Origin of the sequence: Virgibacillus doumboii, assembly GCF_902806455.1 — a bacterium.
In the GTDB taxonomy this organism is placed as follows: Bacteria; Bacillota; Bacilli; order Bacillales; family Amphibacillaceae; genus Lentibacillus; species Lentibacillus doumboii.
Window position 1 is genome coordinate 23,892 of record NZ_CADCWQ010000001.1, and the last position, 26,935, is coordinate 50,826.

Sequence of the window (26,935 nt, forward strand, 5' to 3'; positions counted from 1 at the left end):
AACATTCAATTTTTTTACTGGAAGGATTGAAAGGCATGAAACAGTCTATCACTATAAACTCACGTCAAGAAGAATTGCTGCGGTCATTTATTAATGAAAATAAACCAATTTCCTATAAATATCTTTCCGATTACTTTAAATTAAGCGTACGAACGATTCAAAGGGAAATAAGATCGCTCGCTCCCATATTAAAAGAATATGACATTAAAATCACACGAAAAATTGGTTCCGGATTGGAATTACAGGGTGCAAAAGAAAACATAGAAAAGTTAAATGCACAAATGAAGCAAGCAGAAGTTATGACTGCATATTCCCCGGAGGAGCGCCAGGAAGGAATTACGTATGAACTTTTATTATCAAATGAGCCTTTGAAACAAGGGTATTTCAGCACAAAATTCGATGTGTCCGTCGCAACCATTGCTTATGATTTAGATAAGGTCAGTTCATGGTTTCAAGAAAGTGGGGTAAAAGTCGAGCGTTCCCCGGGTGTCGGCATTTATATTATTGGCACAGAACAACAACGAAGGACTTTATTGTCGCAATTACTTCATAAGGATATTACATTTGAAGACTGGCTGGAGCTTTTTCATGAACCAGCAGCGGAAGAATCGCTGTTCGGGAAATTGGGTTCCGTTATTCGGAACAGATTGCTTAAATTTGTTCAGAAAGATAAAATTATGGATGTTGACCATGTTTTACAAGAGGTATTGAGAGAACATCCAGATGTGGTGTTAACCGACAGAAATTATGTGAATTTAATGATTCACATTTTGCTGGCCATGGAAAGAATTCAGAGTGGCAAGGTAATCGAATATAATAACCTGAATTATTGGGTTCCTTTTGAAGCGGATACACTTTCTCTTGCAAAAAAAATAGTAGCCCGGCTGGAGAAGGTTTCATCACTGACTTTTCCGGAAATCGAGGTGGAATATATATCACTTCACCTTGCCGGGGCCGAGATATCCAAAAGAATAGATTTAGAGAGTGATAGTAAAGAGTTTGTGTGGGTTGAACTGACACAGAGCTTTATTCGTTCCATTGAATATTATCTTGATCGGTCTTTTGAAGGAGATCAGTTACTTTATGAGGGGTTATTTTCCCACTTTGTACCCGTTTTTAAAAGATTGAAATATGGCTTACAAATACATAATCCGATGCTGGATCAAATAAAGGAAAAATATCCCGATGTCTTTACTGCTTGTGAGAAGGCCTGTGTCAATTTAACAGAAAAGACAGGTTATCCGATTCCTGAAGACGAGGTTGGATACTTAGCCATGCATATTGGTGCATCATTATTACGAGTCAAAGAGGATGTAAAGGAAACATATAAAGCAATAGTAGTTTGTGCAAGCGGCCTTGGAACATCGATGTATTTGGCCACAAAAATTCGTACAGATATTCCTAATCTGCAGGTGGAAGCAGTTGTTTCGTTAAATGAACTGTCCAATCGGATAACAGAAGAATCCGACATTGATATTATTATTTCAACAGTAAACCCGCCCGTTATAAGTGGCACAAAGGTAGTTATAGTCAGCCCCTTTCTAAATAAAGAAGATTTAGAGACAATCAGTAATACATTGGCTGGAGTGGGCCATGCGAAGAAAAATATTTCTGCTTCAGAGGAAAAGGACAGCAATGCACTTGATTCCTCATCGCTTTTCTCGCTGGGGGTTTACGGTGAAGGAATGGTGCAAATTATAAGGAATCTTAATATATATAACGGTGTGAAGATTGGTTCTGACCGCATTGTGAGTCTGTTGAATTACATGGAAAATGTTGCAGAAATCACAAACCAAAAGATACTAATCAATGATTTAACAGAACGTGAAAAATCAGGTGGCTTTGTATTAGATAATCTTGCCATGCTACATACCAAATCAAAAGGGGTGAACGCACCTGTTGTCGCACTCTTTCGTACAGAATCACCTGTGCCTTGGCATGGTGATGATGGACAAGAGCAAAAGGTTAAGGTAATTATTTTGCTGGTGGTGCCTATCGATGCTCCGGCAGAACATATGGAAATGATAAGTGAAATTCCTGCATCATTCATCGATGAATCGTTTCTTGAGGGATTAATTACTGGAACGGAAAATGAAGTGCATGGCTTATTTGAAAGCGTTTTAACGGAATCCTTTAAGCGGCGAATAACTTTTATAGCGAAAGGGTTACAAGACGAATGAAAAAGTTTGCCCGGCTTTTAAGTGCGATGGTATACCAAAATATTATAATCATCATTGCTGTTGGTGTTATTCGTGTTATTTTTGGTGATTACGGCTGGTGGTACAATGAAACAATTACTGAAATTGTTAATCCGGTATATCACACCTTGTTGCCGGTTTTAATCGCGTACACCGGCGGTAAACTGGTTGGCGGACAACGAGGTGCAACCGTTGCTGCTATTGCTGTGTTTGGACTAACACTTTCAAGTACAGTGCCGGCCATACTGGGAGCAATGATTATTGGGCCCTTATTGGGATGGGTGATGAAAAAAGTTGATCAGCTGATGATTAAACGATTACCTGGTGTTGGGTATGAACTGCTGATTGGAAATGTATTGGCTTCATTTATCGCAATTATATCCACACTGTTCTGTTTTTTATATGTAGGTGAATTGTTTTCTGCAGGCGTCGAATTTTCTTTAAACTTCTTGGAATCGATTGTTAATTCGAGCCTGCTCCCACTTGCAGCAATTATTGTTGAACCAGCGAAAGTCCTCTTCTTTAATAACATTATTAATTTTGGAATGCTGGCACCTTTGGGTATCCATCAGGTAAATGAATTGGGCAAATCCATATTTTTCTTAATCGAATCAAATCCTGGTCCGGGACTGGGAATTCTCATTGCTTATTGGTTAAAAACGAAAGGCGAACAGAGGAAAGGGGCCAAAATTGCAACCTCCATTCATTTTTTTGGCGGTATTCACGAAGTATATTTCCCATATGTGTTAATGAAACCCCGGTTAATCATCCCGCTTATTCTGGGGGGAATGGCAGGGATATTCAGTTTTCAATCATTTAATGTTGGTCTTGTAGCTATTTCTTCACCAGGAAGTATTTTCCCCGTAGTTGGACTTGCACCAAAAGAGGATATGATATTTGTTCTTTTAGGAGTACTTTTATCCGCGCTTGTATCGTTTATTGGAAGTTACTTTTTATTAGAGAATGTCTCTGATTCTCCATCTGTTAAGGATACAAAAGACACTATAAATGATTTTTATCAAGTGACAGAAAGTGGAAGCCTTCCAACGCGTGGTGAATCGAGGTTTGAAAAAGCGGAGCAAATGAATGAACAGGCAACCATGGAATTAAAAGGAACAACAATTGATTCGATTTATTTTGTTTGTGAAGCGGGCATTGGTTCAAGTGCAATGGGCGCAGCAATGCTTCGGAAGAGATTACAGGAGGCAAATTTAGATATTTCAGTTGTGAATTCATCAATTGATGATATCTCACCAAGTGCAGACTTAATTATTTGTCATGAACGCCTATTGCCAACCGTTAAACGTATTGCCCCGGATACAAACTATTATCCTCTTCAAACGTTTACGGATATGAAAGATTACAAGGAGTTGGTTGAGAGGCTTGTATAGTGGACCGCGGGGACAGGGGTCCTGGTCCACTTGGCTTTTCGGTAGTTCACAGAAGAAAAGGGACGATTCTTGTGCTACGCTAAATTAGAAGCAAAAGAATCGTCCCCATGTTTTTAAGCTAGTTAATTTTGAGCATTTTTCGTATAAAACTGCCTTTAATTTTTGCAGCAAAATTCGAGCTCTTAATTGTCACATCTTCCAGGTCTAATGGTGCCTTCGTTAATAATTCATATCCATCTCTGGTAATCAGGATTGTATCTGAATGTCTGTATCCTCCGATTCCTTCTATATAAATACCTGGTTCAATGGTTACTACCATACCTTCCTTTAGTATCTCATCACTGCCCTCAGCTAAAAATGGTGCTTCATGATTTCCCAAACCTACCCCATGACCTGTTCGATGGAGAAGATTAGATAGAAGTCCATTTTTAGAAAGGTAATCCCGTGCTTCTGAATCAACATCTGCTGCCCTGATTCCATCCTTTAACACGCTCAATGCCTTTTTTCTGGCTTCCATCATATGATGGAATAGTTCCACATCATCTTTGCCTGGTTGTTCTAAAAATAATGTTCGTTCACATTCTGCTGCATATCCATTAATTCTATAATAAGACATGCCAACATTTGGACCTTTTCCAAGCTTGTCACCCAAGTTCGGAACACTGTGGGGCATTGCGCTTCCTGGAGCTGGCCAGACAACAGTCAGCAGGGTAGTTGTTAACGGATCAAATTGTTTGTTCTTTATCAAGTCAGTCTGTATATTTTTTGATAGTGTAAAGGGTTCTAAAACACTTGCCCCTTTATATATAGATTTAAATATCTCCATCATAGCTCTATCGGTTATCTTTGAACTCAATCTAATTTTGTCAATTTCATAATCACTTTTTATTTTTCGTTGTTCGGCAACTAAATTAGATGGTGTGAGTTCCTGGGACTCTATATTTAAAAACACTTCAGTTTTGACATTATTTTCTATACCAATTCTCCCGAGCTTAGGGACAATTTCATTTAAGACATTCTGCCATTCGGTTCCCTGAGGAGAAGGATATTCCCAATAAGTAATGATATCAACGTCCAATATACCTTTTTTTACATGTTTTTCCTCAAGCTTTGGAACAACGAAAATTGGATTTTTATCTAATGTTAGTATAAGAATGAAAGGTCTTTCTTGCTGCATATAGGTAATATTAGTAAAATACCAGATATCCTCATCAGAAGTTATTATGTAAGAATCCAAAGAGTGGTCTTGCATTTTTGCACGCAGTTTATTCACTCGATTAAGTAATTCTTGTTTCATCATAATTCCCCCTTGTAAATTGTTAATGGGATTCAGTAATCATTTAAGCCTATTTATCGCTGCCTACCAGATTTTTCTTGTAAAGAACCCTGCTGGCTAAGATAGATAATATAAAACTAAAAGGCAGTAAAACAGGAGTAGTCAGTCCCAGTAAAAACACACCTATAACACCAACAATTAATGGTGTGATTGATTCCTTCCAATAGAATATCATCCAACTTCCAGCTAACCCCCCGAACAGTGCAGGCATGATGTTATTAAATGCAGGTGCTAATGCTTCAGAAGTTAAAATAGGGGTTAGTGGGACAATGAGGATTACTCCAAGTATAATGACTACCATTGATACTATGGTAGACACACCTACTGCAATCATTGATACAGCATCCCCCTCTGGAGTTCCCTGATCGATGTTTGCTGCTTTCAGAGAGGATATTGCACAAGGCATCTTTAAGTTTGAAACATTTCCTGTAACATAAGACATGTACAAGCTTCCAGTCCCAATAACTGGATGATAAGCAATCAGCTCTGTAAAAGTAAAAGCTGCCATGACTAAACTGATTAAAATAATTGGCTGCCAAACTAATGAAAAATCAAGAGGTATTTCAAACATAATAAATACAGTTAATGGGAATAAAAGCATTAAAATAAACGCAATTAACCCTGTTACCCTAGCAAACCGGTGGATGCTTTGATCAAAAGTTGAAATTTGGATTTTTTCTTGTTTCAATCCCATGTTTGTTCACCCTCCTTTTTTAATAAACTTTGGGAATTTGATTTAAATTGATGCGTAAGAATAGCAGATTACCTATAAAAGTGATGTATATAAAACGGCTGAGGCCATTCCAAAAATAATACTTAGAGCTAAAGAAAAGTTTTTTAACCAGGCAAATCGTTCTTTTTGGCTTAATACGGATATAAATAGTGCTAAAATACAACTGGTTAAAACCGTTAAGGATGCAATAATTCCATGTCCAAGGTACTCTATCATTAAAGTAGCAATTAACGCCATTAAGGCTGCTCCGCTTAAAACTTGCATCCAGCTGGCGTCACGGGCTTTGAATTTTTCATATGTCAAACTAATTTTCTTATTAAATAAAACACATAGTAACAAAGGTAATGAGCCGCCTATAGTCATCAGTAAAAAAGCAGCAGCAAAGGCAGTCCCATCAAATTCAGTACTTCCAAGACCGGAAACACCAACAGCTTGTGCCCCCATATCTGCTGCCAGCATCTCAAAAGGCGCTGATCCGATAACTGTAAGTCGTAACCATGGAATTGGTAAACCTAAAAGTGGGACTAATACAAATAACGCTATAACAATTGGTATAGAAGGGAGAATTGATATACTAATGCTTGTTTTTACGGTATTGATTAAAGTTTTTTTAGGTACCCCAAGATGTATTGCTTGTTTCCATGCCTTTTGTATATAAATAAATGTTTGAATGAAAACAAACAAAATAATGATACCTGTGATGATAAACAATATGTAATGATTAGCAATTTCTAAATATTTCAATACCCACACCTCTCAATCCATTGTTTAAATTTGACGATAAGGAAACAGGCTAAAAAGAATTTATTTCCTTATCCCCTGTAACACAATAATGATCATTTCTTTGCCATTCTTACTCAGGGAATATTCACCTCTGCTCAAGCACCATTCGTAAACAACTCCTCTTATAGTGGTAGTAATTAATTTGATGACTTGGGGTGTGGTAATGTTAGCGTTAATCTCATTTTTGGATTTTCCTTTATTAATCATCGTTTCAAGTAATTGATAGTAATTTCTTTCCGGGTTAATGTGAAATTTAGGGAAATTGGTATCTTTAATCTGTGAAGAATATATTACGGAAAGAAAATCAAGGCCAATTTTTTCTTCCATCGTATTAAAGATAAAGATAATGAAAAAGAGTAATTCATCGATTGTGTTATCTGCTTCAATAATTCTTTTTGTATATTCCTCGTATTCCTTGTCAATTAAAGCGGTCATATTAAAAAGCAGTTCTTCCTTACTGCTAAAGTGATTGTAAAATCCCCCTTTTGATGAGTTAGCATGTTCAGTAATTTCATCAACTGTAACATTATAAAATCCTTTTTCCTGGAATAACTTTATTGCGCATTCCATTAATCTGTTTTTTGTTTTTATTGCTTGCCTTTTTCTTTTGCTCATTTTATCCATTAATGTGAAATTTTCCTCCTTATATTCTTCGTTTGACTACGAGTAGTTGAAAATTTTCCTGTAAAAGCAAAACAATTTAAGCACAACCCAAAAAAGTTAATTAAGATAGCAATTAGCCAGGCTGTGAAAGAATAATAAAGATGAAGATCAGAAATGTTCAGTAAATGAGCAATGACACCACCGTATCCTAAACCAGCGAATGCAATGAACATTAATATTCTATAGACGGTGTAATAATTCATGTACCCGGTAATTAGAAACAGTCCATACAGTGCCATCACAACTATTCCTGAGATAGAAGAGGTAGCTGATAATGAACCGGCTCCATAGTATACCATGCCCAAACTTATTAGGTTGTAAGATAGCCCAAGCAACAAATACGTCAATTGTAATTTCAAAAGAATTGATATTCTCATATTTCACCCACACATTGTAGACTTATTAACTTCAGGAATTCATCCCGCTGTATTTGGTAGTTCACTTCGTAACAGGTAATACACCAACTTTTAGTACTGGATACTGTGTTTTGCATATAGGAATTGTGTGAACAAGCTGCGATGTTTTGTTTGGATTTGACTATTATGTAGGACTATAGCTTTCACAGACTACGTTCACCGACTGTGGTCTTATTATATGTTATTTCAGTATTTTTTGTCAATTGCAAAAAATAAAAAAATAATACTTACCGGAGGAACTGGTAAAGAATCAGGTTTTAGATTGAATTTATATTTCAGTCTGTAACTATGCAGCTTTCGGTGTTATTGCTGAACTTTTTGGCCGAAATGTATTAAAAGCCGTTCATCACCCCTCTCAAGTAATATTTTCCTTGTAAAGGGTGAAAGGTACACAACATATATATGTTATTTATTTTTTTCTACTTTTCACTTTTTTTGAAGGCAGGGATTTCATTACTCCCTATCGTATAGATAGTGTAGAATAAGTAAAATATTATAGACTCAGGATTCAACTTTACAAATGAGGTGATTACCTTGGAAAACCATCAATTCTTAGACATTCAAAAAGCAGAGAAACTATTAGAAATTAATAAAATGTTGACGAAATCATTGAAATTGGAGGAAGTTCTCCAAAATGTTATCGAAGCGGCAAAAGAACTGATTGAAATATCCGATACAATTATTATTATTTATCTATACGACGAAGCCACTGAAAAATTGCACTTTGCAGAAGGGGAAGGTATTGATAAAGAATCTTTGGGCAGGATAGCATTTTCACCGGGAGAATCTATTGCTGGGAAGGTTTTTGTTGAGCGGAATTCCAAGCTTTTCACATCGGAGAAAGAAATAGATTCATATATGCAGAACATGCGTGAGGAAAATTATAAACATTACTATAAAGGCGTTTATAATCGAAAAATCAAAAGCGCATTTTGTGTGCCAATCATGAACAAGGACAACTGTTTGGGAGTATTGGTAGTTGATAATTTTGAAAAGGATAATGTATTTACAGAAACGGATATGAAAATAATTGAAGTGGTCGCTGATCAAAGTGCCATAGCAATAGATAATTCAAATGTTTATCGACGTTTAAAGGAAAAAAATGATTTGTTGTCACAATCAACTCAAATACATAATCAATTCTATAATTTAATCATACGGGGAGAAGGAATTGATACCGTATTGAATTTGCTTGAATCAATTATTGATTCAAAAGTAACGTATCAGTCCACCGTTTTTTATGATGAAAAAGATTCGGTATATCCTATTGTGAGAGGGGATGAAGTCTTAGGAGTTTTAGAATTGGAGAAAGCTTTTAACTCCTTTTCTCGAATGCAGCAAATAGCAATTGAACATGCAAGCTTAACGATAGCACTGGAATTAGTAAAGGATAATGCATTATTTGAAAAAGAGCTTCGCTTCAGGGAAGAAGTATTTAATCAATTGTTGGAAGGTCTGTCTTATGATGATTTAAAACGGGCATTGCATTATATTGATTGGGATGAAAATTGGAAATTGCAATGTATCATAATGGAAGATGTACAGGAGCCTTTGTGGAATCAGAAAAAATTAACCGATAAAGAAAGGCTTGTACGATCTATGGAACAGAGTGCAACTTCCATTGCGGGAAACAGTTTTATTGTCACTCGAGCTTACCAGTTAATTCTAATTGTCCCCAAAATAAAAGAAGGAACAATTGATAAGTTAATAAAAACGATTGAGCTGCAATGGGGAAAAAATAAACAATTTGTTTATGGCATTGGCCGGGAAACGGAAATTAATGAACTGGCAATATCATATAAGGAAGCAATTCGGTCTATTGGGTATGCAAAGTCGAATCCTAAAACAAAAATAGTTGAATATGCAAAAATGGGAATTGAAAGACTGTTGCATGAGGTGGATCCCTCCACAATTGAAATATATATGTATGATAAACTTAGAAATTTATTCACGTTGGGTTCGGATTTTGTTGCTACACTGCAATGTTATATCAGGCAAAATAAAAATCACAAGGAAACAGCAGATGCACTGCACATTCATCCAAACACGTTATATTATCGATTAAAAAAGATAGAGGAAGCACTTGATATAGATTTAAATAAGGAAAAGGAATGGATAGACTTAGTTATAGCAATGGATTTATATATGGCAAGCAACAAAAATGAGTTATAAATTTTGTTGCTTGCCATATATATTTTTACAATTTTGAGTATTATAATTATTAACAAACATGAAGAGGAGGCATAATAATATGACTCAAACATATTACAACTATATAAATGGAAAATGGACAGCATCAAAGTCCAATGAAGTCTACTCAAGTATTAATCCAGCAAATACGGATGAAGTGCTTGGTTATTTTCAAAAATCGAATGAAGCGGATGTTGAATCAGCTATTGCCGCATCCGAAAACGCTTTCCGCGAATGGTCAAAAACTGCCGTTCCAAAGCGTGGGGATGTCCTGTTTAACTTAATTCAATTGTTGGAACAAAATAAAGAAGAATTAGCTTCATTGATTACGAAGGAAGTGGGGAAATCCTTGCGGGAAGCGAAAGGGGAAGTCCGGAAAACAATTGATGCGATGAAGCAATTCAGCGGCGAGGCAACACGGCTGAATGGCGAAACCGCACCTTCTCAGAATGATAATATTCTAGGCTATACAGTAAGGGAGCCTTTAGGGGTCGTTGGTGTAATTGCTCCATTTAACTTTCCGTTGGGAATTGGAATCTGGAAAATTGCACCTGCCATCATAGCTGGTAATACGGTAGTTTTCAAGCCAGCCAGTAACACATCTTTAGTTGGCGTAAAAATTATGGAACTTTTCGAGGAAGCGGGCGTTCCAGCCGGTGTTATTAACATGGTAACCGGATCCGGTAAAACGATTGGGGGAGCAATAGGAAGCAACCCTGAAATAAAAGCGGTTTCTTTTACTGGTTCTACAGATGTTGGCGTCCGATTAGGAAATGAAGTAACAAGCCGAGGTGGACGAATGCAAGCAGAAATGGGAGGTAAAAACCCGGCAATTATATTAGAAGATGCGGATATTGACCAGGCAATCGAAAGTATTGTGGTCAGTGGATTTTTAGATAATGGGCAGCGATGTACTGGTACAAGCAGACTAATTGTTCCGAAAACAATTGCCAAAGAAGTAACGGAAAAACTGGTTGACCGTGCAAAGCGTCTCGTCATTGGAGATGGCTTTGGTGAAAATGTGGACAGTGGGCCGGTTATTGATGATCAGCAGTTAAACACGTATTTACACTACGTAAACGTGTCACTTGAAGAAGGAGCAAAATTGGAATTTGGCGGTAAAAGATTAGTAGATAACGGAAAAGATAAGGGTTATTTTGTTGCTCCTACTGTGTTCAGCAATGTCACACAGGAGATGACAATTTTTCACGAAGAAATCTTCGGCCCGGTAATCGGGATTATCGAGGTTGACTCGTATGATGAAGCTTTGGAACTGGCCAATGATAGTGACTTTGGGCTCTCATCCACAATTTATACGAATGACTTAGAAAAAGCATTTCATTTTGTACGTCATGTCGAGTCAGGAGTAACCCATGTCAATATGCCGTCCACCTATTTTGAAAACCAATTTCCGTTTGGTGGCAAGAAGGCATCAAGTATTGGTCCTCGTGAACAGGGATCAACTGCATTGGATTTTTGGACCGACTATAAGTCAGTTTACGTTAATCCGTAAGCGAGCAGCTTAGAAGGGTGATGATTAGTTGGAAAAAGTGGGAGTAGTTGGCTGTGGCTTAATGGGGCACGGCATTGCTAAGAATTTATTGAAAAATAATTATACGGTTATGGTTTATGACATTGACCAAACAGCAGTTAAGCGGCTGGAAAGTATAGGAGCTATAGGTGCATCAAGTGTAAAAATGATGGCAAAAGAAATAGACTGCCTTATTTTGTCATTGCCTACTCCTGAATTAGTGAGGAAAACGTTATTGGGCGATGGAACTATAAACGGGATGCGGGCAGGAACAAACATACTGGACATGAGCACCAACGATGTGGAAGTAACCCGTGAATTACACAATTATGCGAAAGAATACGAAATTGATTTTTTTGATTGTCCGTTAAGCGGTGGTCCAGCAGGTGCTGAAGCAGGTTCTCTAACAATTATGGTTGGAGGTAATGAAGCAGCATATTCAGCAATCCTGCCTGTATTAAATGCGATTGGTGATCATATCGATTTTGTAGGTCCAAGTGGTGCCGGTCAGACAGTGAAGCTTTGTCACAATATGGTCGTTGGCGGTGTCATTACACTTTTAAGTGAAGCATTTTTAACTGGTGAAAAAGCAGGTGTTACAAAAGAAAAGGTTGCTTCCATTCTGCAGAAAGGGTCTGCGCAAACCAAAGTAATGGAAGTGTTTGGTCAAAACATTTTAAACGGGAGCTTTGAAGACGTTAAATTTTCACTTGCTAATATGACCAAGGATATTCACCTATATAGGAATTTAGCAGAAACACAACAAATACCAACTTATGTCAGCCAACCTGTGGATCAGCTTTATCAGATGGCTAAAGAGAAAGGGAGAGGAGGAGAGGATTCTTCAACTATTTATAATGTTTTAGCGGAAATGGGAGGTAAGTCTTTTATTAATTAGTAAAAGGGGGCGTTTTCATGAGTAGTGAAGTGGCTCAAGGGTTATGGAAGGACTGGCGGTTACATGCGCTTGTATTAATAATTGTTGTTATTACAGAGGCAATTGGAACGTTCAGTTTTACAATTGGTCCAGGTGTTATCATGCTTTTGCCAATGCTGTACGCTTTAATTATTGGACTTATTTTATTTTTTACTCCAGTAGTTAAGGAAAAGCAGTCCAAAAATGCGGAGCCAATTATCGTATTGGGAGTAGCATTATTATTGGCTAAAATTGGTGTGATTATCGGACCGTCATTGCCACAATTAATTGAAGCAGGACCTGCACTATTGCTGCAGGAATTTGGAAACCTTGGAACTATATTTTTAGCATTGCCAGTAGCTGTTTGGCTGGGATTAAAACGTGAAACGATTGGTATGACACACTCTGTAGCACGTGAACCAAACGTAGGTTTAATTATGGACAAATACGGAATCAGTTCTCCAGAAGGAAGAGGTGTCATGGCAGTTTATATTTTTGGAACTGTTTTTGGCGCTGTGTTCATGGGGTTGATTTCCGGGTTCCTTGCAACATTAACACCTTTACATCCCTTATCATTTGCGATGGCATCTGGTATCGGCAGCGGAAGTATGATGGCTGCAGCAAGTGGTTCACTGATCGCAGCATTTCCGGATATGGAGACACAAATTGTTGCTTTTGCTGGGGCAAGTAACTTGTTGTCATTATCCACAGGTCTTTATGTAAGTATATTCATAGCTTTACCGTTAACAGAAAAACTTTATGCCTTGATGACAAGGCGTCGCAATAACCAAGGTAATGGGATTACAGAGGAAGATGACGAAAAGGTTATAACAAAATAAGGGGGGAGTTACCATGTTAAAAAATATTCAGGAATGGACATTGTTGTTAGTGATATTCGGCTTCACTGCCTTATTAGGTAATTGGGCAGGCTATAATATTATGCCATTGGCAGCAGTACCTGGTATGATCATTCTAATTTTAGTCTGTCTTGCAGGATTTATTTTAAATAAACTGATACCGGTTAACTTCCCTAGTGTCGCTTACATTGCCATTATCGGTGTGGTTATATCAATGCCTTGGATGCCGGGATCAGAAAAAGTAGTAGCGTGGACGTCCGAAGTACAACTTCTTGCACTTGCTACACCAATACTTGCCTATGCTGGTATTGCAATAGGCCGTTCATGGACAGATTTTATGCAGCTGGGATGGAAAACAATTGTAGTTGCCAGTTTGGTATTAGTAGGTACTTTTGTTGGATCTGCGGTTATTGCAGAACTGGTGCTGAAAATGCAGGGTATAATTTAATAGGAGAAATAATGCCTCTTATCTAAGGGGCATTTTTAAATGATGGATATTTAACAATAGGAGGAGGATTCTATGTCACCGATTCATGAAATAAATATTTTCAAAGAATTAATGCAAGACTATGATCGTAATCTGGACCATTCCGGTATCAACGGAGATCGGATTGCAAAGCGGCTCTATGAGCTATCACAAATTGGAATGACAGCAGATGGAGGGGTGATGCGACCTGGCTTTTCGGGAGAGGAAAAAGATGCAAAGCAGCTGGTTAAAGGATGGATGAGAGAAGCAGGATTGGAAGTGTCAGAGGATGGCGCTGGTAATGTTATAGGAAGAATGAATGGCATAAACAATGATGTCCCTGCAATTGCATCCGGTTCCCATGTAGACAGCGTGCCAAACGGAGGCCACTTCGATGGGCCTGTTGGGGTCCTGGCTGCGCTTGAGGTTGTAGCAGCCTGGAAGGAAACCAATTATTCAGTAAAGAAACCATATGAAGTAATTGTTTTCTCAGATGAGGAAGGCTCACGGTTTAATAGCGGATTAACCGGTAGTATGGCAATGACAGGTGAAGCTGATTTTAATGAAAATAAAGACCTTATTGATTATGATGGCAAATCATTTGAAAATGTGCTTCGGGCGTATGGAAGCGACCCGCAAAAATTCCAGGAATCAAAAAGAGATTTAAAAGAAATAGAGACGTTTGCAGAAGTTCATATTGAGCAAGGAAAGAAACTGGAAAAGGAAAATCTTCCGGTGGGGATTGTCAGTGGTATTGCCGGACCGGCGTGGTTGCAGGTGACTTTTATTGGACAAGCGGGACATGCCGGTAACACACCAATGATTGGCCGAAAAGACCCGATGGTGGCAGCTGCCGCGTTTGTTCAACGTATTGAAAGTTTTCCGGGAAAAGTAAGTGATTCATCTGTAGCAACAGTCGGGAAGGTTAATGTTTATCCAAATGGTATTAATGTAATCCCGGAGAAAGTAGAACTCAGTGTTGATGCCCGTGATATACATGAGCACACAAGGGATGAACTACTGGAAATGATTGTTCAGGAAGCAGAATCGATCGCAGAAAACAGAGGAATTACTTGCGATATTAACCCAACAACAAAAATAAAGCCCATCCCAATAAAAAAAGAACTGCAGGATAAATTAGCCGCTGCTGTTTTAAAAAATGATATAAAACCTTCTTATGTTCCAAGTGGAGCAGGCCATGATGCGATGATTTTGGGAAGGCATATTCCGGTGGCAATGCTGTTTGTCAGGAGTAAAGATGGAATTAGCCATAATCCGAAAGAATGGTCGTCGCTTAATGATATCGTAAGTGCAATTCACGTCTTGAAAGACTATGTTGAAACCTTGATGGCTGATTAATGTTGGAAGGTATTTTGAAGCGTAAAGGCATTTGAAATAGCAAAATAAGTCCAAACACAGCCGCATTCTGTGTTTGGACTTATTAATCGTAATGAAGTACAACAATAAGAGAGTAGATACCTTTATGACAGTTCTTTTATAAGCCAAGTGTCCATCGTATTATGCGCTGAACCATCCAGTGCGCTTTCAAGTTGTTGGAAACCAAATTGAATGTAGAGGCTGTTGGCCGCCTGGAGTTTCTCCATTGTTTCCAGATAACAGTGGGTATAATATTTTTTGGAGAAGTTGAGTGCTACTTTCATCAATTCCTTCGATAGCCCTATTCCTTGAGCAGCGGGTGTGATGTATAGCTTTTGCAGCTCACAAACCCCCGTTTTTTCCCAGAATGGTGCAATACCAACACCACCAACCACTTCATCTTGTTCATTCACCGCAACCCAATACGTTGCGTTTGATTGCTGCTTATAAAATTGTGCTAAATTACGCAGCTGGGGATCAAAATAGGCCGTTCCTGGAATGTCTAAGTCAAATGATTCTAGGGAGCGTTTAATAATTTGCTCCATCGATTTATTGTCCTTTTCTTCAATTTCGCGAATATGCATCCAGACTACCTCCAAAGTGATCTCCTCTTTTTAAAGCACTGACGGTGGTTTTTCTTTTCCCTATGAAGTGCAGGGACGGTTTTCATGCTTCAGGATCACTTAATACTGCTGCATATAAACATAGAGGCGTCCTGATTCATAAAAATCCGATGACCATGATGGAATGTTTTCACTTCATTTGATTTAAACCCAACTTCAGTCAAATCCTTTTTCAATTCTTCATGCGAAAAACCGTTATGAACCTTTGGGTGATTTATTTTATCGTTTTTGTCAAAATCAACAATAATCAGCTTGCCGCCATTATTTAAAACGTTAAACAATGCTTGTAAAATTTTTTCGGTATCCGGAATATGAAGAAGGACCAGTGACATTAAAATGATGTCTGCCTTCCGTTCAGGTGTTTCTTGGGTGAAATCTGAATTAAGTATGTTTGCGCTGGTAATTTCTTTGCGGGAAATCTTAGCTTTTGCAACATCCAGCATTTGCTGTGATGAATCAACCAGCAAAACAGAATCGACTAAATCTGTTAATTCCAAACTAACTAGACCAGTACCACTACCATAGTCGATTAAAGATTTTGATTTACTATGTTGTAATTTTGGTCTTACTTCCTCAACGATAACGTTAGCCAATTCAATTCTGTCTTCTGTATCATATCTTTTTGCAATCTGTTCAAAAACGTTATTGTCCATATTTCATTCTCCTATTTATAGTAACTATACCTGCATAGTGGTCATTATAGCAAAAATCAATACCTTAAGGCACGATTCTCCCTCTTAAATCCTTTGGCTCAGACCCTGGTGGTGCGGTAAGGAATATACCATATGAATAAATATATAGACTCTTTCACTATTATAATCGAAGCAAAGTTGAAAAAAGTGGCATTGTCTATTGAAAAAAATTATTATTTTTTATGCCACCAAATCGATGCGGGATACGATTATAGATATGAAGAGAGTATTTATAAGGGGGGGTGCGCGCGGAGCCTTTTCGGGGCGGGAAGAGGATTGTCACTCCCCACTTCGATGATAAATCACCCAAGTATGGTTATTTTCATCAATCATAATGGAGTCCTTATCGGGATGAATTGATGGCGCTATACTGCTTTCGAGATAGTTGATGCAGTGACGCAGCAGCTGGTTTTGTTTGCTGCTCAGTTCCTCCCGTTGTTTTGTTAGACTGTCGATCTGTTCGGTCATAAAGGTTAACTGGACTGTCAGATGTTTCACCTGATCGGCGTCGTCTGGTTTCATCATGCCCAGGTAAATGCCATGTTTATTAACTTGGTTATCGTTTGCGGCTGTATCTTGTTTCGTGATTCTTTCCATTGATCTACCGGTAAAATAGTCCACAATTATTATTCAATCATATCCCTCCTTCACCATCAGCATACAAACGCTATTTATTGTTTGCTACGGTGTGTAAATGGGATAAATTAGGTGAGGTAATCTGAAGAAAGTGCTCCCAAAAGGTAGGCCGCAACTCTATTCAAGCATATTCCACCAATTTATTCTGAATTAAGGATATAATTAATATAGACAGAGATTAAAGTTCTTTGTTTTTATCAAACTAACATCAGGAGGCGATTATTCATGGCTAGATTAGATGGTAAGGTAGCAGTAGTTACAGGAGTAGGTTCCGGTATGGGACGAGCTACTGCAAAGTTATATGCAAAAGAAGGCGCAAAGGTTGTTTTGGCGGAATTCAATGAAAAAACAATGAATGAAACCCTGGAAGATATTAAATCAGCGGGTGGAGAAGCAGTAGAAATCCGCACTGATGTTTCCAAAGAAGAAGATGTCAACGCAATGATTCAAAAAGCATTGGATGACTACGGAAAACTGGATGTTGTGGCTAACATTGCCGGTATTTTTGATGGCATGGCGTCTGTCGAAAATACATCTAATGAATTGTTTGAACGTGTGATGGGTGTAAACTTAGCTGGTCAATTCTATGCTTCCCGTAAAGCGGTTGAGGTATTTAATAAGCAAGAAACTGGGGGAACACTTGTTAATGTTGCATCTGTAGCCGGCTGGTTAGGTTCACGGGGCGGTGCTGCATATACGATGTCTAAACACGCATCAATCGGTCTGGTAAGAAACATTGCTGCGTTCTATGGTTCACATGGTGAAGGAAAAATCCGTGCCAACATTATCGCACCAGGTTCTATTTCAACCGGCATGACACCTGATGACCCTTCTTCCTTGGATAAACTCGGAATGGAAACTTATGCACAACTTGGTGAATATCAAACTGGAGTTCCTGAAGATATTGCAAATGCTGCTTTATTTTTAGCATCTGATGAATCTAATTTTATTAATGGTGACGTAATAACAGTTGATGCTGGTTGGACTGTCCGATAATAATTCATCTTTACTCTATTTTAATACAAGATATGAAGTAAAAACTGAAAGGGTCAGCTCCTCCACAGTGCTAAAGAGTTAGCGTTGTGGGGGACTGACCTTGAAAACTCCCTGCAATGTATTTTTACCATATTAGAGACATCGAAATTTCATATCTATACCTTTTCTATGTTCGTAAACTGAGTTTGTACATTTTATGTATGTACAAACTTGGATTTTAGTAAGATTATGCATGAATCAGTGGTCTTGACTTTTGTACCAAACTGGATTATTTTATATCTAAACCCATACTTAGTTAGAAAAAGTGCAATAAGATGGCAACGATTAATTGAAAATAATAGACTCCTTTACTAAACCCCTCTTGAGAAACTATAAAGACTTACTATTACTCCAACGTACGATATAAAATTCAATGTATTAATCAAAAAAAAGAGTGTTAGAGAAATAATGCTGTCCCTCTTAGCAATAACTACAGATATATTCCTATGAATCAGGTATATGTAATGATGGATGATACCCTGGAACATATCGCTCGTGTAGTCGCGTGATTTTTCAGACATTAACCAAGTGGTCTGGTCGCCGAAAAAATCTGATCCTGTTTCCCCGGACTTGTGGTTGCAGGGGCGAATGGATGCAGTTAAAGGAATACTATCAACACCCTGGTAAAAAACAATTCAAATATAATCTGGTATCACAAAATAATTTAGACTTAAAAATTGTTGAAGAAACAGCAGAAATTATAAGAAAATTATTCTTGATTGCTGGGTATAAATAGATTTGATAAGAAATGAGGTCTATCATAATGGACGAACTTATAAAAGAATTGATTATTGAACTTCAGGGGTTTAGAAAAGAAACCAACCAACGATTTGACCGAATGGAGGAATGGCAAGGGAAAGCGGACGAGCGATTTGACCAAATGGAGGAATGGCAAGGGAAAGCGGACGAGCGATTTGACCGAATGGAGGAATGGCAAGGGAAAGCGGACGAGCGATTTGACCGAATGAAGGAATGGCAAGGGAAAGCGGACGAACGATTTGACCGGATGGAAGAGTGGCAGGGAGAAGCGAACGAACGATTTGACCGGATGGAAGAGTGGCAGGGAGAAGCGAACGAACGATTTGACCGGATGGAAGAGTGGCAGGGAGAAGCGAACGAACGGTTTGATCGAGTGGATGAGTGGCAGGAAGGAGCCAGCGCCCGATTTGATCGAGTGGATGAGTGGCAAGATGGAGCCACCAAACGATTTGACCGATTAGATGAAGGGCAACAAGAACTTAAGGAAATTATTAAACATAACGCAACTTTAATGTCGGAAAATTTTACGGATATCCGTAAGGATTTACGTATCAAAACGCAAGATACCCATGCAGATGTTAATCTTCTTTTTAAAGAAATGGAAGGGATAAAACGAAAAACTAATAAAATCGAGCAGAAGATTAATAAATAATTGTATGAAAGGGTCAGTCCCCCACTGTGCTAACGTGTTAGCGTTGCGGAGGACTGACCCTATTATTTATGTGGGCTATTTGCTGCTGATCAATATTCGACAAAATTCGGGAAGTGACAGGCACCCTCAAACCGTACCTGCATCTGTCGGATGAACACCATGACGGTAATAATCCTTATACTCAGGCTTCATTGGTCTTTGACCGCGGATGATGTCTGCTGCTTTTTCTGCGAGCATCAACACTGGTGCATGGATATTTCCATTTGTTGTATGCGGCATAGCAGATGCATCGACTACCCGTACGTTGTCTAGGCCATGAACTTTCATCGTCTCCGGATCGACGACTGCCATCGGATCAGTTGCAGGACCCATTTTTGCGGTGCAGGATGGGTGGAGTGCTGTTTCCGCGTCATTTGCTACCCACTCCAGAATTTCTTCATCCGTTTGAACGGAAGGACCTGGTGAAATTTCGCCTGTACTGTAAGGTGCTAATGCCGACTGAGAAAGGATATTCCGTGAAACGCGTATTGCTTCAATCCACTCCTGACGATCCCTTTCAGTAGATAGATAGTTAAATACGATACTTGGATGCTCAAAAGGATTACGGGACTTAATTTTCAGGCTGCCTCTGGAGTTGGAGTACATTGGTCCAACGTGTACTTGGAATCCATGCTCCGTATCTGCTTTTTGCCCATCATATCGAACTGCAAGGGGCAGGAAATGGAACATCAGATTCGGGTAATCTACTTCTTCATTCGATCGGACAAATCCGCCGCCTTCAAAATGGTTTGATGCTGCCGGACCAGTGCGTCCAAGTAGCCATTGCAAGCCGATCCAGGGCATTTTTGCTTTATTTAAGCTGGGCTGTTCTGAAACTGGCTGCGGGCAAGCGTGCTGAATATATACTTCAAGATGGTCTTCCAGATTTTCACCTACACCCGGCAAGTCTACAACCGGATCAATGCCAAGTGAGCGCAGGTGGTCAGCGTCTCCTACACCGGACAATTGCAGTAACTGAGGCGTGTTGAATGCACCACCGGCAAGAATCACTTCGCCCGCATTAACATGATAGGTTTTTCCATTCTTTTGGTATGTTACACCCTGAGCTTGCGTACCATCAAAATTGATAGTTGTAACAGTAGCGCGTGTCTCTACTGTAAGATTTTTGCGTCGCATGGCAGGTCGTAAATATGCTCGTGAAGCGGAAACACGTCTTCCGTTGTGCACATGGCTGTCAAATGGGCCGAACCCTTCTTGACGAAAGCCATTTACATCAGGTGTTCTCGAGTAACCAGCCTCAACAGCTGCATCGAAGAAGGCCTGAAATAACGGATTTTTTGCAGGTCCGCGCTTTAATTTTACTGGACCATGGTGACCGCGGTGTTCATCAGATGGGTCTGCTCCAAAGGTTGTTTCCAGTCGTTTAAAGTACGGAAGACAATGGGCATAATCCCACGTTTCCATACCTGGGTCAGCTCCCCACCGTTCATAGTCCATCGGGTTCCCGCGCTGATAAATCATGCCATTTATGGAACTTGATCCTCCAAGGACTTTCCCACGGGCATGCGCGACACGCCGTCCGTTCATATAAGGCTCCTCATCCGTGGAATAGATCCAGTCATAGAAGCGATTGCCAGACGGGAACATCAAAGCTGCCGGCATTTGAATAAACAGATCCCAAAAGTAATCACTGCGCCCCGCTTCCAGAACAAGAACACTTTTATTCTTATCCATACTCAGGCGGTTGCCCATTACAGAACCTGCACTGCCGCCGCCAACTACTACATAGTCGTATGTTTGTTTCATCTGAAATACCTCCCTGAAGATTATTAAATGGAATACAGCAGACAAAGAGATTTGAAAGTTTCTTTCGTTGACGCCGGATTTTTATTGCGGAATCCAGCAATTTTAAAAGCTATTTCATCTTCTTCGACTGTTCGACTGTATATTAATATTAAGTTTGTTAAATATATTTTTAACGTATCAAACAATATAAATATACCACGATTTATTAAACTTGTAAATCTCGAGGTAATATTTTTGGTAAAAGCATAATATAGCTCTAAACCCTAATTTAAAAAGGCTTAGAGCTATTGTTTTTTTAAAAATTATTTAAACCAATGAATAGGTTCAGGCTGTTTATTACGATAAATGTGTTTAACTTCCGTATATTCCTCCAAGCCTTCACGACCAAGCTCACGGCCAATTCCTGATTGCTTATAACCGCCCCACGGTGCTTGTGCGAAATAAGGATGGAAGTCATTGATCCAAACGGTACCCATTCGCAAGCGTGCTGCAACAAATTCAGCCTTATCCAAGTCTTGCGTCCAGACGGCACCGGCCAAACCATAAATCGAATCGTTCGCTAATTTGACAGCTTCCTCTTTGGATTGAAAGGTTTCTACTGTCAATACCGGTCCGAATACTTCTTCCTGGACAATGCGCATATCATTTGTACAGTTTGTAAAAATGGTTGGTAAATAGAAAAAGCCGTTTTGCAATTCAGGATCATCAGGACGTTGCCCGCCGACAGCTAGTGTGGCTCCTTCGTTTTTGCCAATTTCTACATAACTTTCCACTTTCGCACGGTGCTCTTCGGAAATCATCGGGCCGCTTTGTGTGTTTTCGTCAAAACCATTGCCTAATTTGATTCGTTTCGTCCGTTCAATGAGCGCTTCAACAAATTCATCATGAATGCTTTCCTCAACTAAAAGTCTTGCCCCAGCAGAACAAACCTGTCCGGCGTGGAAAAATACAGCATTTAACGCCTGATCAACCGCTGTTTCAAAATCAGCGTCGGCAAAAACGATATTCGGATTCTTTCCGCCGAGCTCCAATGCGATTTTTTTCACATTATGGCTGGCTGCTTGCATAATTGTTTTTCCAGTCTCAATGCCACCGGTAAATGAAATTAAATCAACTTCACGATTAACCGATAGTTCTGCACCTGTGGATGCGCCAGGGCCAAGCACAAAGTTGGCCACACCCTTTGGTACGCCGGCCTCTTCCATTAGTTCAAAGACTTTAACTGTTGATAATGGTGTGATCTCACTCGGTTTCATAACAATGGTGTTACCCGCTGCCAAAGCCGGTGCGATCTTCCATGCGGCTTGTAATAAAGGATAATTCCATGGTGTGATTTGACCACAAACACCGACAGGCTCGCGAACAACTTTACTTTCACTGTTTGGTATCGGTGATTCAATGACCTCACCGCCATGTTTATCCGCTAAACCTCCGAAATAAAGGAAAACATTTGCGATGTCTGCCATATCATCACGGCTTTCCTGGACGGTTTTACCTGTATCCAAGGTTTCCAATTCAGCCAGTTCTTCCAAGTCTCGACGGATTAAAGTACCTATTCTGTACACAAGCTCACCGCGAACACTAGCCGGCAATGTGCTCCAGCTGCCTTCATCAAATGCAAGTCTGGCTGCTTGAATGGCTGCTCGCGTATCTTCCTCATTTCCTTCCGCAGCAGTCGCAATGACTTCTTGATTATATGGGTTAATGATATTTCGCGTTTCTCCGGATTTGGCGTTAACCCACTCGCCATTTATAAACATTTTTTGTAAGCTCAAATCATCACTCCTTTGCTATAAGCAAATCGTTAAGTTTATTAAATAAAAATTTAATATTGTTAATACAATTATCCTATCAGTACCTTTATTTGCTTGTCAAACGTTGAAAAAATATGAAATCGTTATATCACTGATAAGACAATAATGAAACAAGGTGAAGTAAAATATCAGGTTTGACAAAAGATGATCTTTCGTTATCCTATTAAGTAGACGTCAAACATTTAAAAAATATTTAACGTATTTATTTTATTTAATAAAAGGGGGCCGAATTAGTAATACAATTAAGTAAAAGTTAACTAATAGCACTCTCGGGAAAGGTGTGTGTTTCTCAATAGATGTTTGACAAAATATAAATTGGAAAGGTGTATCTCAACTAATGAATTTTCGCAAAATAAGTCAATTATTATTATTTACCGTTTTGGTTATTGCACTAGCAGCTTGCGGTTCAACTAGTGGAAGTGATGAATCGGGAAGTGCAACTGACGAATCGAATGAAAGTAAAGGGAAAATCACGATTGGACAGATTAATTGGCCTGAAAACATTGCCGTTACAAATTTGTGGAAGGCTATTTTGGAAGATAAGGGTTATGACGTGGAATTACAACTTATTGAGATGGGTCCCCAAATGGCTGCTATAGCTCAAGGAGATTTGGATGTGGCACCGGAAGTTTGGTTGCCGGTACAAGATAAGAGTTACTATGAAAAGTATAAAGACGAAGCTGATTTTTTCGAAGAGCCTTGGTATGAAAATGGGAAGGTTGGACTGGCCGTTCCGACGTATATGGAAGACATAAATAGCATTGAAGATTTAAAGAAAAACAAAGATAAATTCGGCGGCGAAATAGTAGGTTTTGAGCCTGGAGCCGGAACAATGCTGGTAACGGAAGATGTGATCAAAGAATACGGACTTGATTATGAATTGGTAGAGAGCAGTACACCAGCAATGATTTCATCCATTAAGAGTGCGGTGGAGCAAGAAAAACCTATCGTTGCACCGTTATGGAAACCGCATTATGTATTTTCTGAAGTGGATCTGAAGTTTTTGGAGGACCCTAAGAAAACCTATGGCGGGGTAGAAAAAATTTATATGGCAACCCGTGATGATTTCTCCTCAGACTTTGAAAAAGTTAGCAAATGGCTGAAAAACTTTAAATTGAATGACAAGCAGCTTGGTGAATTAATGCTTAATGTCAAAAACAATGAAGACAAACCTCTTAAAGGCGCACAAAAATGGGTGAAAGATAATCAGGATGTCATTGAAAAATGGATGAAATAATTTTATGGAAAGAGACGATTCTCGGAAAGAGGATCGTCTCTTTTCTATGAATAAGGATACTTTTTTGTTAGTGAATTTAAGTTGCATAACAGTACTATTCATTATAGAATGGAAGAAATGTTTAATTAATTATAAATGAATTTAACAGTAAAAGGTATCTAATGCCCTTATTTTTCACAAAAAAGAGGTGCCACAATGGAAGGAAACGGGAATAATTCTAATTATGGAAAAACCGAAGAAAAAATCGACCAGGCTGAACGTATAATGGTTAATACAATTTCAGAAACGATGGATCTTTATGGTGTTACCCCTTCAGTGGGACGTCTGTACGGAATGATGTATTTTAAACATCAGCCAATTACCCTGGATGAAATGAAAGAAGCGCTTGGTATGAGTAAACCAAGTATGAGTACATCTGTCAGAAAGCTTCAGGATATCAATATCGTTCAAAAGGTATGGCAGAAAGGCTCGAGAAAAGATTCATTCATGGCTGAAAAAAATTTCTTCAATTATTTCTCTCAATTTTTCGGTATGAAATGGGAACGTGAAGTGGAAATGTTTTTGGTTGGTATTAAGAAGTCCCAAGAACAACTCAAAGAGGTGATTGAAGATAGTGAAACAGATGAAACATTACGGGAAAAAGCCAAGTTGGATTATCAACAACTCGATGATGCCCTGATATATTATCATTGGCTGGAGAAGCTAACCAAACTCACGAAATCTGGGGAGATATATAAGTATATACCCGTGGATTGAGGTGCCTGTCACTTCCCGGTTTTTGTCAAATTTTGTCGAAAATATCATTGCCAATGGAAATTCTCTAATCGGAATCACAGGAATGATAAGTGAACACACATAGGATACAAACGCAATTTGGCCAGTCCCCAACTATGCTAATTATTTAGGCACTGTGGGGGACTGACTCTTGTATCAGAGCGAGGACGTTTTAGGTAAAATTGCATAAAATCCGCAGCTTCCTTAAATTCGTTGCCATTACAATTAAGCATCCGTTTGAAGAAAATCATCTCTCAGGTTTTCTTTTGAAAAAGTTTGCCGTAATTAGCATTACTATTCCTATAACAATTAATGGGATTGATAATGCTGCCAATGAATCCGGAGTGCCTGAAATCCCCGCTATCGTTTTATTAAATGCAATTCCAAAGGCAAAGACCCACATTCCTATGAACGCAATGACTTTTCCTGTTCGGTTAAACCTCTTTAAAATCATCTATACCCTTCCTTTTCATCCATAAAAATTCCACTTAAATTTAGTATGGCACCTTTCACATTTTTGCATAGTTCCCACTTATCCTCCCTTATTGTATAAAAAATAGGAGTCTCGCTGACCCCCGAAAATAAATACTATTCATCTCTATTATCTTTTTCCATATATTCCTGTATCTTCTTCTCCTCCCAATCTGGTCCGAATAGTCCAAATGAAGATACGGAAAGTCCGTGGGATACTAGACCAATCCCCCATCCCAATAGCGGATAGAAGAACCACCAATGCCCACTTTGCTCGTAGGTCAATATGTTGATGGCAATAAGCATAATATTCACGAGAGTAAAAACGGTTAGATGAATATAGAATGCCTTTAGATTTTCCATTCTTTTTTTTGCTCTTAAATATTTTTTATCTTCTATTTTTTTCACCTCCTGAACGTTTGCGCCCGATAATGGCAATCTAGTCGCAAGCAATTTTGAATCTAACAAAAAGTGGTATGAACAAAGAGCCAAACATCAATATAGAGAGTCCCGCGCTTAACGTTGCAAAAATATTATTAAAAGGTGAAAGGAAATTAAAGAATAACATTGCTGGCAAAATAGTCAGTGACACAAAAGTCCATCTGCCAGAATTAGTTATTTGATGTTTCGTACCACAGTTATCACACACAATTGGTTTATACTCTATATGCAAAAATGACTTATAGATTTCAATCCAGTTAAAAGGCATATTGCAGTTTTGTCATCTTTGCAAAATGAACACCTCCTTTTGCTATAAAATCTGTCCGTATTTTGATATATACACTCTAATTCAGTTACTGCGCTCGTTTCCGGAATCCAAATAACCAGGGAACATAAGCTTTCTACTTGCTCAAATACGATTTAAAATCATCCAGGATCTTTCTGTTAGAAGAAGTCACCTGAGGTAAATTATCTAAATCCCAGAATTTAACTTCCTTACTCTCATTATCATTTGCAATTGGAACACCAATAAAATCTCTGCATACATAAATAACATTTACAAAGTAAACTTCATCACCATTAGGATAAATACAATGCTGCGATTCTCCAGAATAGATATTGAATAGTTCCATATGTTGTAGCTTTATATTAGTTTCTTCATAAACCTCTCTTTCAACGGCTTCTTCTACTGATTCACCTAGTTCCACAGCACCTCCAGGATGCGACCACAAATTGTTGTCTGTCCGGTGCTGTAATAAAATCCGATTTTGTTCGTCAATTATTAAGCATCCAGCCACACTTACAACTAAAGGCATAGTACCTACTTTGTTCCGTAATTCCATCATGTAATCTGAGATAATACATCCTCCCGCACTTTTAAATGTCTTTTAATACTGCCCAGTTCAGACATTAACCTCCTTTTTTCCTTCAACTTGGACTTCATAATCAACATGACTTAATTGCGATACAAATCCTCCTGACTATTTTAATTAAATTTTAACATACTTTTCTAAATAAACTGACCCTTTAATTCTGTTAGTCCCTGGAGATTGAGGTGCCTGGCACGACCCGGGTTTTGTCAAATTTTGTCGAGTAAGTCATTGCTCGCTGTTTATTATTCCTGAATGGAACAATATTT

The 26,935-nt window shown here is 38.7% G+C and carries 26 protein-coding genes; 13 read left to right on the forward strand and 13 right to left on the reverse strand.

Annotated features, from left to right (window positions below; translation table 11 throughout):
- Window positions 1-35: 35 nt before the first annotated feature.
- Window positions 36-2,180, forward strand: coding sequence for a BglG family transcription antiterminator (locus G6R02_RS00110; RefSeq protein WP_164667220.1), 2,145 nt, complete (start codon window positions 36-38; stop codon window positions 2,178-2,180).
- Window positions 2,177-3,589 (forward strand): PTS transporter subunit EIIC, encoded by a 1,413-nt coding sequence (locus G6R02_RS00115; protein WP_164667221.1) that lies wholly within the window; start codon window positions 2,177-2,179, stop codon window positions 3,587-3,589. The genes G6R02_RS00110 and G6R02_RS00115 overlap by 4 nt, the downstream gene beginning before the upstream one ends.
- Before the next feature lie 118 nt (window positions 3,590-3,707).
- Here G6R02_RS00115 and G6R02_RS00120 read toward each other — a convergent pair whose 3' ends face one another.
- The 4 genes from G6R02_RS00120 to G6R02_RS00135 form a co-directional block, all read right to left on the reverse strand.
- On the reverse strand, window positions 3,708-4,886 hold the full coding sequence (locus G6R02_RS00120; RefSeq protein WP_205520010.1) for a M24 family metallopeptidase: 1,179 nt from the start codon (window positions 4,884-4,886) through the stop codon (window positions 3,708-3,710).
- A 49-nt stretch (window positions 4,887-4,935) separates the two neighbouring features.
- A complete protein-coding gene (locus G6R02_RS00125; RefSeq protein ID WP_164667223.1) occupies window positions 4,936-5,619 on the reverse strand; it encodes a hypothetical protein in 684 nt (227 codons plus the stop codon).
- A 72-nt stretch (window positions 5,620-5,691) separates the two neighbouring features.
- Window positions 5,692-6,402, reverse strand: coding sequence for a DUF5058 family protein (locus G6R02_RS00130; RefSeq protein ID WP_164667224.1), 711 nt, complete (start codon window positions 6,400-6,402; stop codon window positions 5,692-5,694).
- Between the two features lie 60 nt (window positions 6,403-6,462).
- Window positions 6,463-7,065 carry a TetR/AcrR family transcriptional regulator gene (locus tag G6R02_RS00135; RefSeq protein ID WP_164667225.1) on the reverse strand — a complete coding sequence of 201 codons (603 nt, stop codon included), beginning with the start codon at window positions 7,063-7,065 and terminating at the stop codon, window positions 6,463-6,465.
- A 989-nt stretch (window positions 7,066-8,054) separates the two neighbouring features.
- On the opposite strand from G6R02_RS00135, the gene G6R02_RS00140 reads away from it, so the two are divergent.
- The 6 genes from G6R02_RS00140 to G6R02_RS00165 all read left to right on the forward strand — a co-directional run bounded on the left by G6R02_RS00140 (window position 8,055) and on the right by G6R02_RS00165 (window position 14,839).
- Window positions 8,055-9,692: a helix-turn-helix domain-containing protein gene (locus G6R02_RS00140; RefSeq protein ID WP_164667226.1), complete on the forward strand. Its 1,638-nt coding sequence runs from the start codon at window positions 8,055-8,057 to the stop codon at window positions 9,690-9,692.
- 79 nt (window positions 9,693-9,771) lie between these two features.
- On the forward strand, window positions 9,772-11,223 hold the full coding sequence (locus G6R02_RS00145; protein WP_164667227.1) for an aldehyde dehydrogenase family protein: 1,452 nt from the start codon (window positions 9,772-9,774) through the stop codon (window positions 11,221-11,223).
- Window positions 11,224-11,260: 37 nt separating this feature from the next.
- Window positions 11,261-12,139: an NAD(P)-dependent oxidoreductase gene (locus tag G6R02_RS00150; protein WP_246202594.1), complete on the forward strand. Its 879-nt coding sequence runs from the start codon at window positions 11,261-11,263 to the stop codon at window positions 12,137-12,139.
- Window positions 12,140-12,156: 17 nt separating this feature from the next.
- The gene (locus tag G6R02_RS00155; RefSeq protein ID WP_164667229.1) at window positions 12,157-12,996 is read left to right on the forward strand and encodes a DUF3100 domain-containing protein; all 840 of its coding nucleotides are present in this window, start codon (window positions 12,157-12,159) and stop codon (window positions 12,994-12,996) included.
- Window positions 12,997-13,009: 13 nt separating this feature from the next.
- Window positions 13,010-13,462 (forward strand): hypothetical protein, encoded by a 453-nt coding sequence (locus G6R02_RS00160; protein ID WP_164667230.1) that lies wholly within the window; start codon window positions 13,010-13,012, stop codon window positions 13,460-13,462.
- A 72-nt stretch (window positions 13,463-13,534) separates the two neighbouring features.
- Window positions 13,535-14,839, forward strand: coding sequence for a Zn-dependent hydrolase (locus tag G6R02_RS00165; RefSeq protein WP_205520012.1), 1,305 nt, complete (start codon window positions 13,535-13,537; stop codon window positions 14,837-14,839).
- A gap of 122 nt (window positions 14,840-14,961) precedes the next feature.
- Here the strand turns inward: G6R02_RS00165 and G6R02_RS00170 are convergent, their stop codons facing one another.
- The 3 genes from G6R02_RS00170 to G6R02_RS00180 all read right to left on the reverse strand — a co-directional run bounded on the left by G6R02_RS00170 (window position 14,962) and on the right by G6R02_RS00180 (window position 16,769).
- On the reverse strand, window positions 14,962-15,441 hold the full coding sequence (locus G6R02_RS00170; protein WP_164667231.1) for a GNAT family N-acetyltransferase: 480 nt from the start codon (window positions 15,439-15,441) through the stop codon (window positions 14,962-14,964).
- A gap of 95 nt (window positions 15,442-15,536) precedes the next feature.
- Window positions 15,537-16,133 (reverse strand): class I SAM-dependent methyltransferase, encoded by a 597-nt coding sequence (locus tag G6R02_RS00175; RefSeq protein WP_164667232.1) that lies wholly within the window; start codon window positions 16,131-16,133, stop codon window positions 15,537-15,539.
- Window positions 16,134-16,451: 318 nt separating this feature from the next.
- Window positions 16,452-16,769, reverse strand: coding sequence for a hypothetical protein (locus tag G6R02_RS00180; protein WP_164667233.1), 318 nt, complete (start codon window positions 16,767-16,769; stop codon window positions 16,452-16,454).
- A 264-nt stretch (window positions 16,770-17,033) separates the two neighbouring features.
- On the opposite strand from G6R02_RS00180, the gene G6R02_RS00185 reads away from it, so the two are divergent.
- The 3 genes from G6R02_RS00185 to G6R02_RS00195 all read left to right on the forward strand — a co-directional run bounded on the left by G6R02_RS00185 (window position 17,034) and on the right by G6R02_RS00195 (window position 19,254).
- Window positions 17,034-17,804: an SDR family NAD(P)-dependent oxidoreductase gene (locus G6R02_RS00185; protein ID WP_164667234.1), complete on the forward strand. Its 771-nt coding sequence runs from the start codon at window positions 17,034-17,036 to the stop codon at window positions 17,802-17,804.
- A 631-nt stretch (window positions 17,805-18,435) separates the two neighbouring features.
- On the forward strand, window positions 18,436-18,579 hold the full coding sequence (locus tag G6R02_RS00190) for a hypothetical protein (RefSeq protein ID WP_164667235.1): 144 nt from the start codon (window positions 18,436-18,438) through the stop codon (window positions 18,577-18,579).
- Between the two features lie 27 nt (window positions 18,580-18,606).
- Window positions 18,607-19,254, forward strand: a complete 648-nt coding sequence (locus G6R02_RS00195) for a hypothetical protein (protein WP_164667236.1) — start codon at window positions 18,607-18,609, stop codon at window positions 19,252-19,254.
- A 126-nt stretch (window positions 19,255-19,380) separates the two neighbouring features.
- On the opposite strand, the gene betA is transcribed toward G6R02_RS00195, so the two are convergent.
- Both betA and betB read right to left on the reverse strand, forming a co-directional pair.
- Window positions 19,381-21,060, reverse strand: coding sequence for a choline dehydrogenase (betA, locus tag G6R02_RS00200; protein WP_164667237.1), 1,680 nt, complete (start codon window positions 21,058-21,060; stop codon window positions 19,381-19,383).
- A gap of 302 nt (window positions 21,061-21,362) precedes the next feature.
- Window positions 21,363-22,820 (reverse strand): betaine-aldehyde dehydrogenase, encoded by a 1,458-nt coding sequence (gene betB, locus G6R02_RS00205; protein WP_164670269.1) that lies wholly within the window; start codon window positions 22,818-22,820, stop codon window positions 21,363-21,365.
- Window positions 22,821-23,211: 391 nt separating this feature from the next.
- On the opposite strand from betB, the gene G6R02_RS00210 reads away from it, so the two are divergent.
- Window positions 23,212-24,111 carry a glycine betaine ABC transporter substrate-binding protein gene (locus tag G6R02_RS00210; RefSeq protein WP_164667238.1) on the forward strand — a complete coding sequence of 300 codons (900 nt, stop codon included), beginning with the start codon at window positions 23,212-23,214 and terminating at the stop codon, window positions 24,109-24,111.
- Between the two features lie 195 nt (window positions 24,112-24,306).
- Entirely contained in the window at window positions 24,307-24,867 is a 561-nt protein-coding gene (cudC, locus tag G6R02_RS00215) for a choline uptake/conversion transcriptional regulator CudC (RefSeq protein ID WP_164667239.1), read from the forward strand.
- A 265-nt stretch (window positions 24,868-25,132) separates the two neighbouring features.
- Here cudC and G6R02_RS00220 read toward each other — a convergent pair whose 3' ends face one another.
- The 4 genes from G6R02_RS00220 to G6R02_RS00235 all read right to left on the reverse strand — a co-directional run bounded on the left by G6R02_RS00220 (window position 25,133) and on the right by G6R02_RS00235 (window position 26,612).
- Window positions 25,133-25,339, reverse strand: a complete 207-nt coding sequence (locus tag G6R02_RS00220; RefSeq protein ID WP_164667240.1) for a hypothetical protein — start codon at window positions 25,337-25,339, stop codon at window positions 25,133-25,135.
- A 134-nt stretch (window positions 25,340-25,473) separates the two neighbouring features.
- Complete coding sequence (locus G6R02_RS00225) at window positions 25,474-25,755, reverse strand: 2TM domain-containing protein (protein ID WP_281347116.1); 282 nt, start codon at window positions 25,753-25,755, stop codon at window positions 25,474-25,476.
- 40 nt (window positions 25,756-25,795) lie between these two features.
- Window positions 25,796-26,065 (reverse strand): TIGR04104 family putative zinc finger protein, encoded by a 270-nt coding sequence (locus G6R02_RS20395; RefSeq protein ID WP_164667242.1) that lies wholly within the window; start codon window positions 26,063-26,065, stop codon window positions 25,796-25,798.
- 133 nt (window positions 26,066-26,198) lie between these two features.
- Window positions 26,199-26,612 carry an NUDIX hydrolase gene (locus G6R02_RS00235; protein ID WP_164667243.1) on the reverse strand — a complete coding sequence of 138 codons (414 nt, stop codon included), beginning with the start codon at window positions 26,610-26,612 and terminating at the stop codon, window positions 26,199-26,201.
- Between the last annotated feature and the right edge of the window lie 323 nt (window positions 26,613-26,935).

Coding starts and splice junctions, on each gene's coding strand:
- G6R02_RS00110 (WP_164667220.1), top strand. CDS start 36: ATGAAACAGTCTATCACTATAAACTCACGTCAAGAAGAATTGCTGCGG.
- G6R02_RS00115 (WP_164667221.1), top strand. CDS start 2,177: ATGAAAAAGTTTGCCCGGCTTTTAAGTGCGATGGTATACCAAAATATT.
- G6R02_RS00120 (WP_205520010.1), bottom strand. CDS start 4,886: ATGAAACAAGAATTACTTAATCGAGTGAATAAACTGCGTGCAAAAATG.
- G6R02_RS00125 (WP_164667223.1), bottom strand. CDS start 5,619: ATGGGATTGAAACAAGAAAAAATCCAAATTTCAACTTTTGATCAAAGC.
- G6R02_RS00135 (WP_164667225.1), bottom strand. CDS start 7,065: ATGGATAAAATGAGCAAAAGAAAAAGGCAAGCAATAAAAACAAAAAAC.
- G6R02_RS00145 (WP_164667227.1), top strand. CDS start 9,772: ATGACTCAAACATATTACAACTATATAAATGGAAAATGGACAGCATCA.
- G6R02_RS00155 (WP_164667229.1), top strand. CDS start 12,157: ATGAGTAGTGAAGTGGCTCAAGGGTTATGGAAGGACTGGCGGTTACAT.
- G6R02_RS00160 (WP_164667230.1), top strand. CDS start 13,010: ATGTTAAAAAATATTCAGGAATGGACATTGTTGTTAGTGATATTCGGC.
- G6R02_RS00165 (WP_205520012.1), top strand. CDS start 13,535: ATGTCACCGATTCATGAAATAAATATTTTCAAAGAATTAATGCAAGAC.
- G6R02_RS00170 (WP_164667231.1), bottom strand. CDS start 15,441: ATGCATATTCGCGAAATTGAAGAAAAGGACAATAAATCGATGGAGCAA.
- G6R02_RS00175 (WP_164667232.1), bottom strand. CDS start 16,133: ATGGACAATAACGTTTTTGAACAGATTGCAAAAAGATATGATACAGAA.
- G6R02_RS00180 (WP_164667233.1), bottom strand. CDS start 16,769: ATGGAAAGAATCACGAAACAAGATACAGCCGCAAACGATAACCAAGTT.
- G6R02_RS00185 (WP_164667234.1), top strand. CDS start 17,034: ATGGCTAGATTAGATGGTAAGGTAGCAGTAGTTACAGGAGTAGGTTCC.
- G6R02_RS00190 (WP_164667235.1), top strand. CDS start 18,436: ATGCAGTTAAAGGAATACTATCAACACCCTGGTAAAAAACAATTCAAA.
- G6R02_RS00195 (WP_164667236.1), top strand. CDS start 18,607: ATGGACGAACTTATAAAAGAATTGATTATTGAACTTCAGGGGTTTAGA.
- betA (WP_164667237.1), bottom strand. CDS start 21,060: ATGAAACAAACATACGACTATGTAGTAGTTGGCGGCGGCAGTGCAGGT.
- betB (WP_164670269.1), bottom strand. CDS start 22,820: ATGTTTATAAATGGCGAGTGGGTTAACGCCAAATCCGGAGAAACGCGA.
- G6R02_RS00210 (WP_164667238.1), top strand. CDS start 23,212: ATGAATTTTCGCAAAATAAGTCAATTATTATTATTTACCGTTTTGGTT.
- cudC (WP_164667239.1), top strand. CDS start 24,307: ATGGAAGGAAACGGGAATAATTCTAATTATGGAAAAACCGAAGAAAAA.
- G6R02_RS00220 (WP_164667240.1), bottom strand. CDS start 25,339: ATGATTTTAAAGAGGTTTAACCGAACAGGAAAAGTCATTGCGTTCATA.
- G6R02_RS20395 (WP_164667242.1), bottom strand. CDS start 26,065: ATGCCTTTTAACTGGATTGAAATCTATAAGTCATTTTTGCATATAGAG.
- G6R02_RS00235 (WP_164667243.1), bottom strand. CDS start 26,612: ATGCCTTTAGTTGTAAGTGTGGCTGGATGCTTAATAATTGACGAACAA.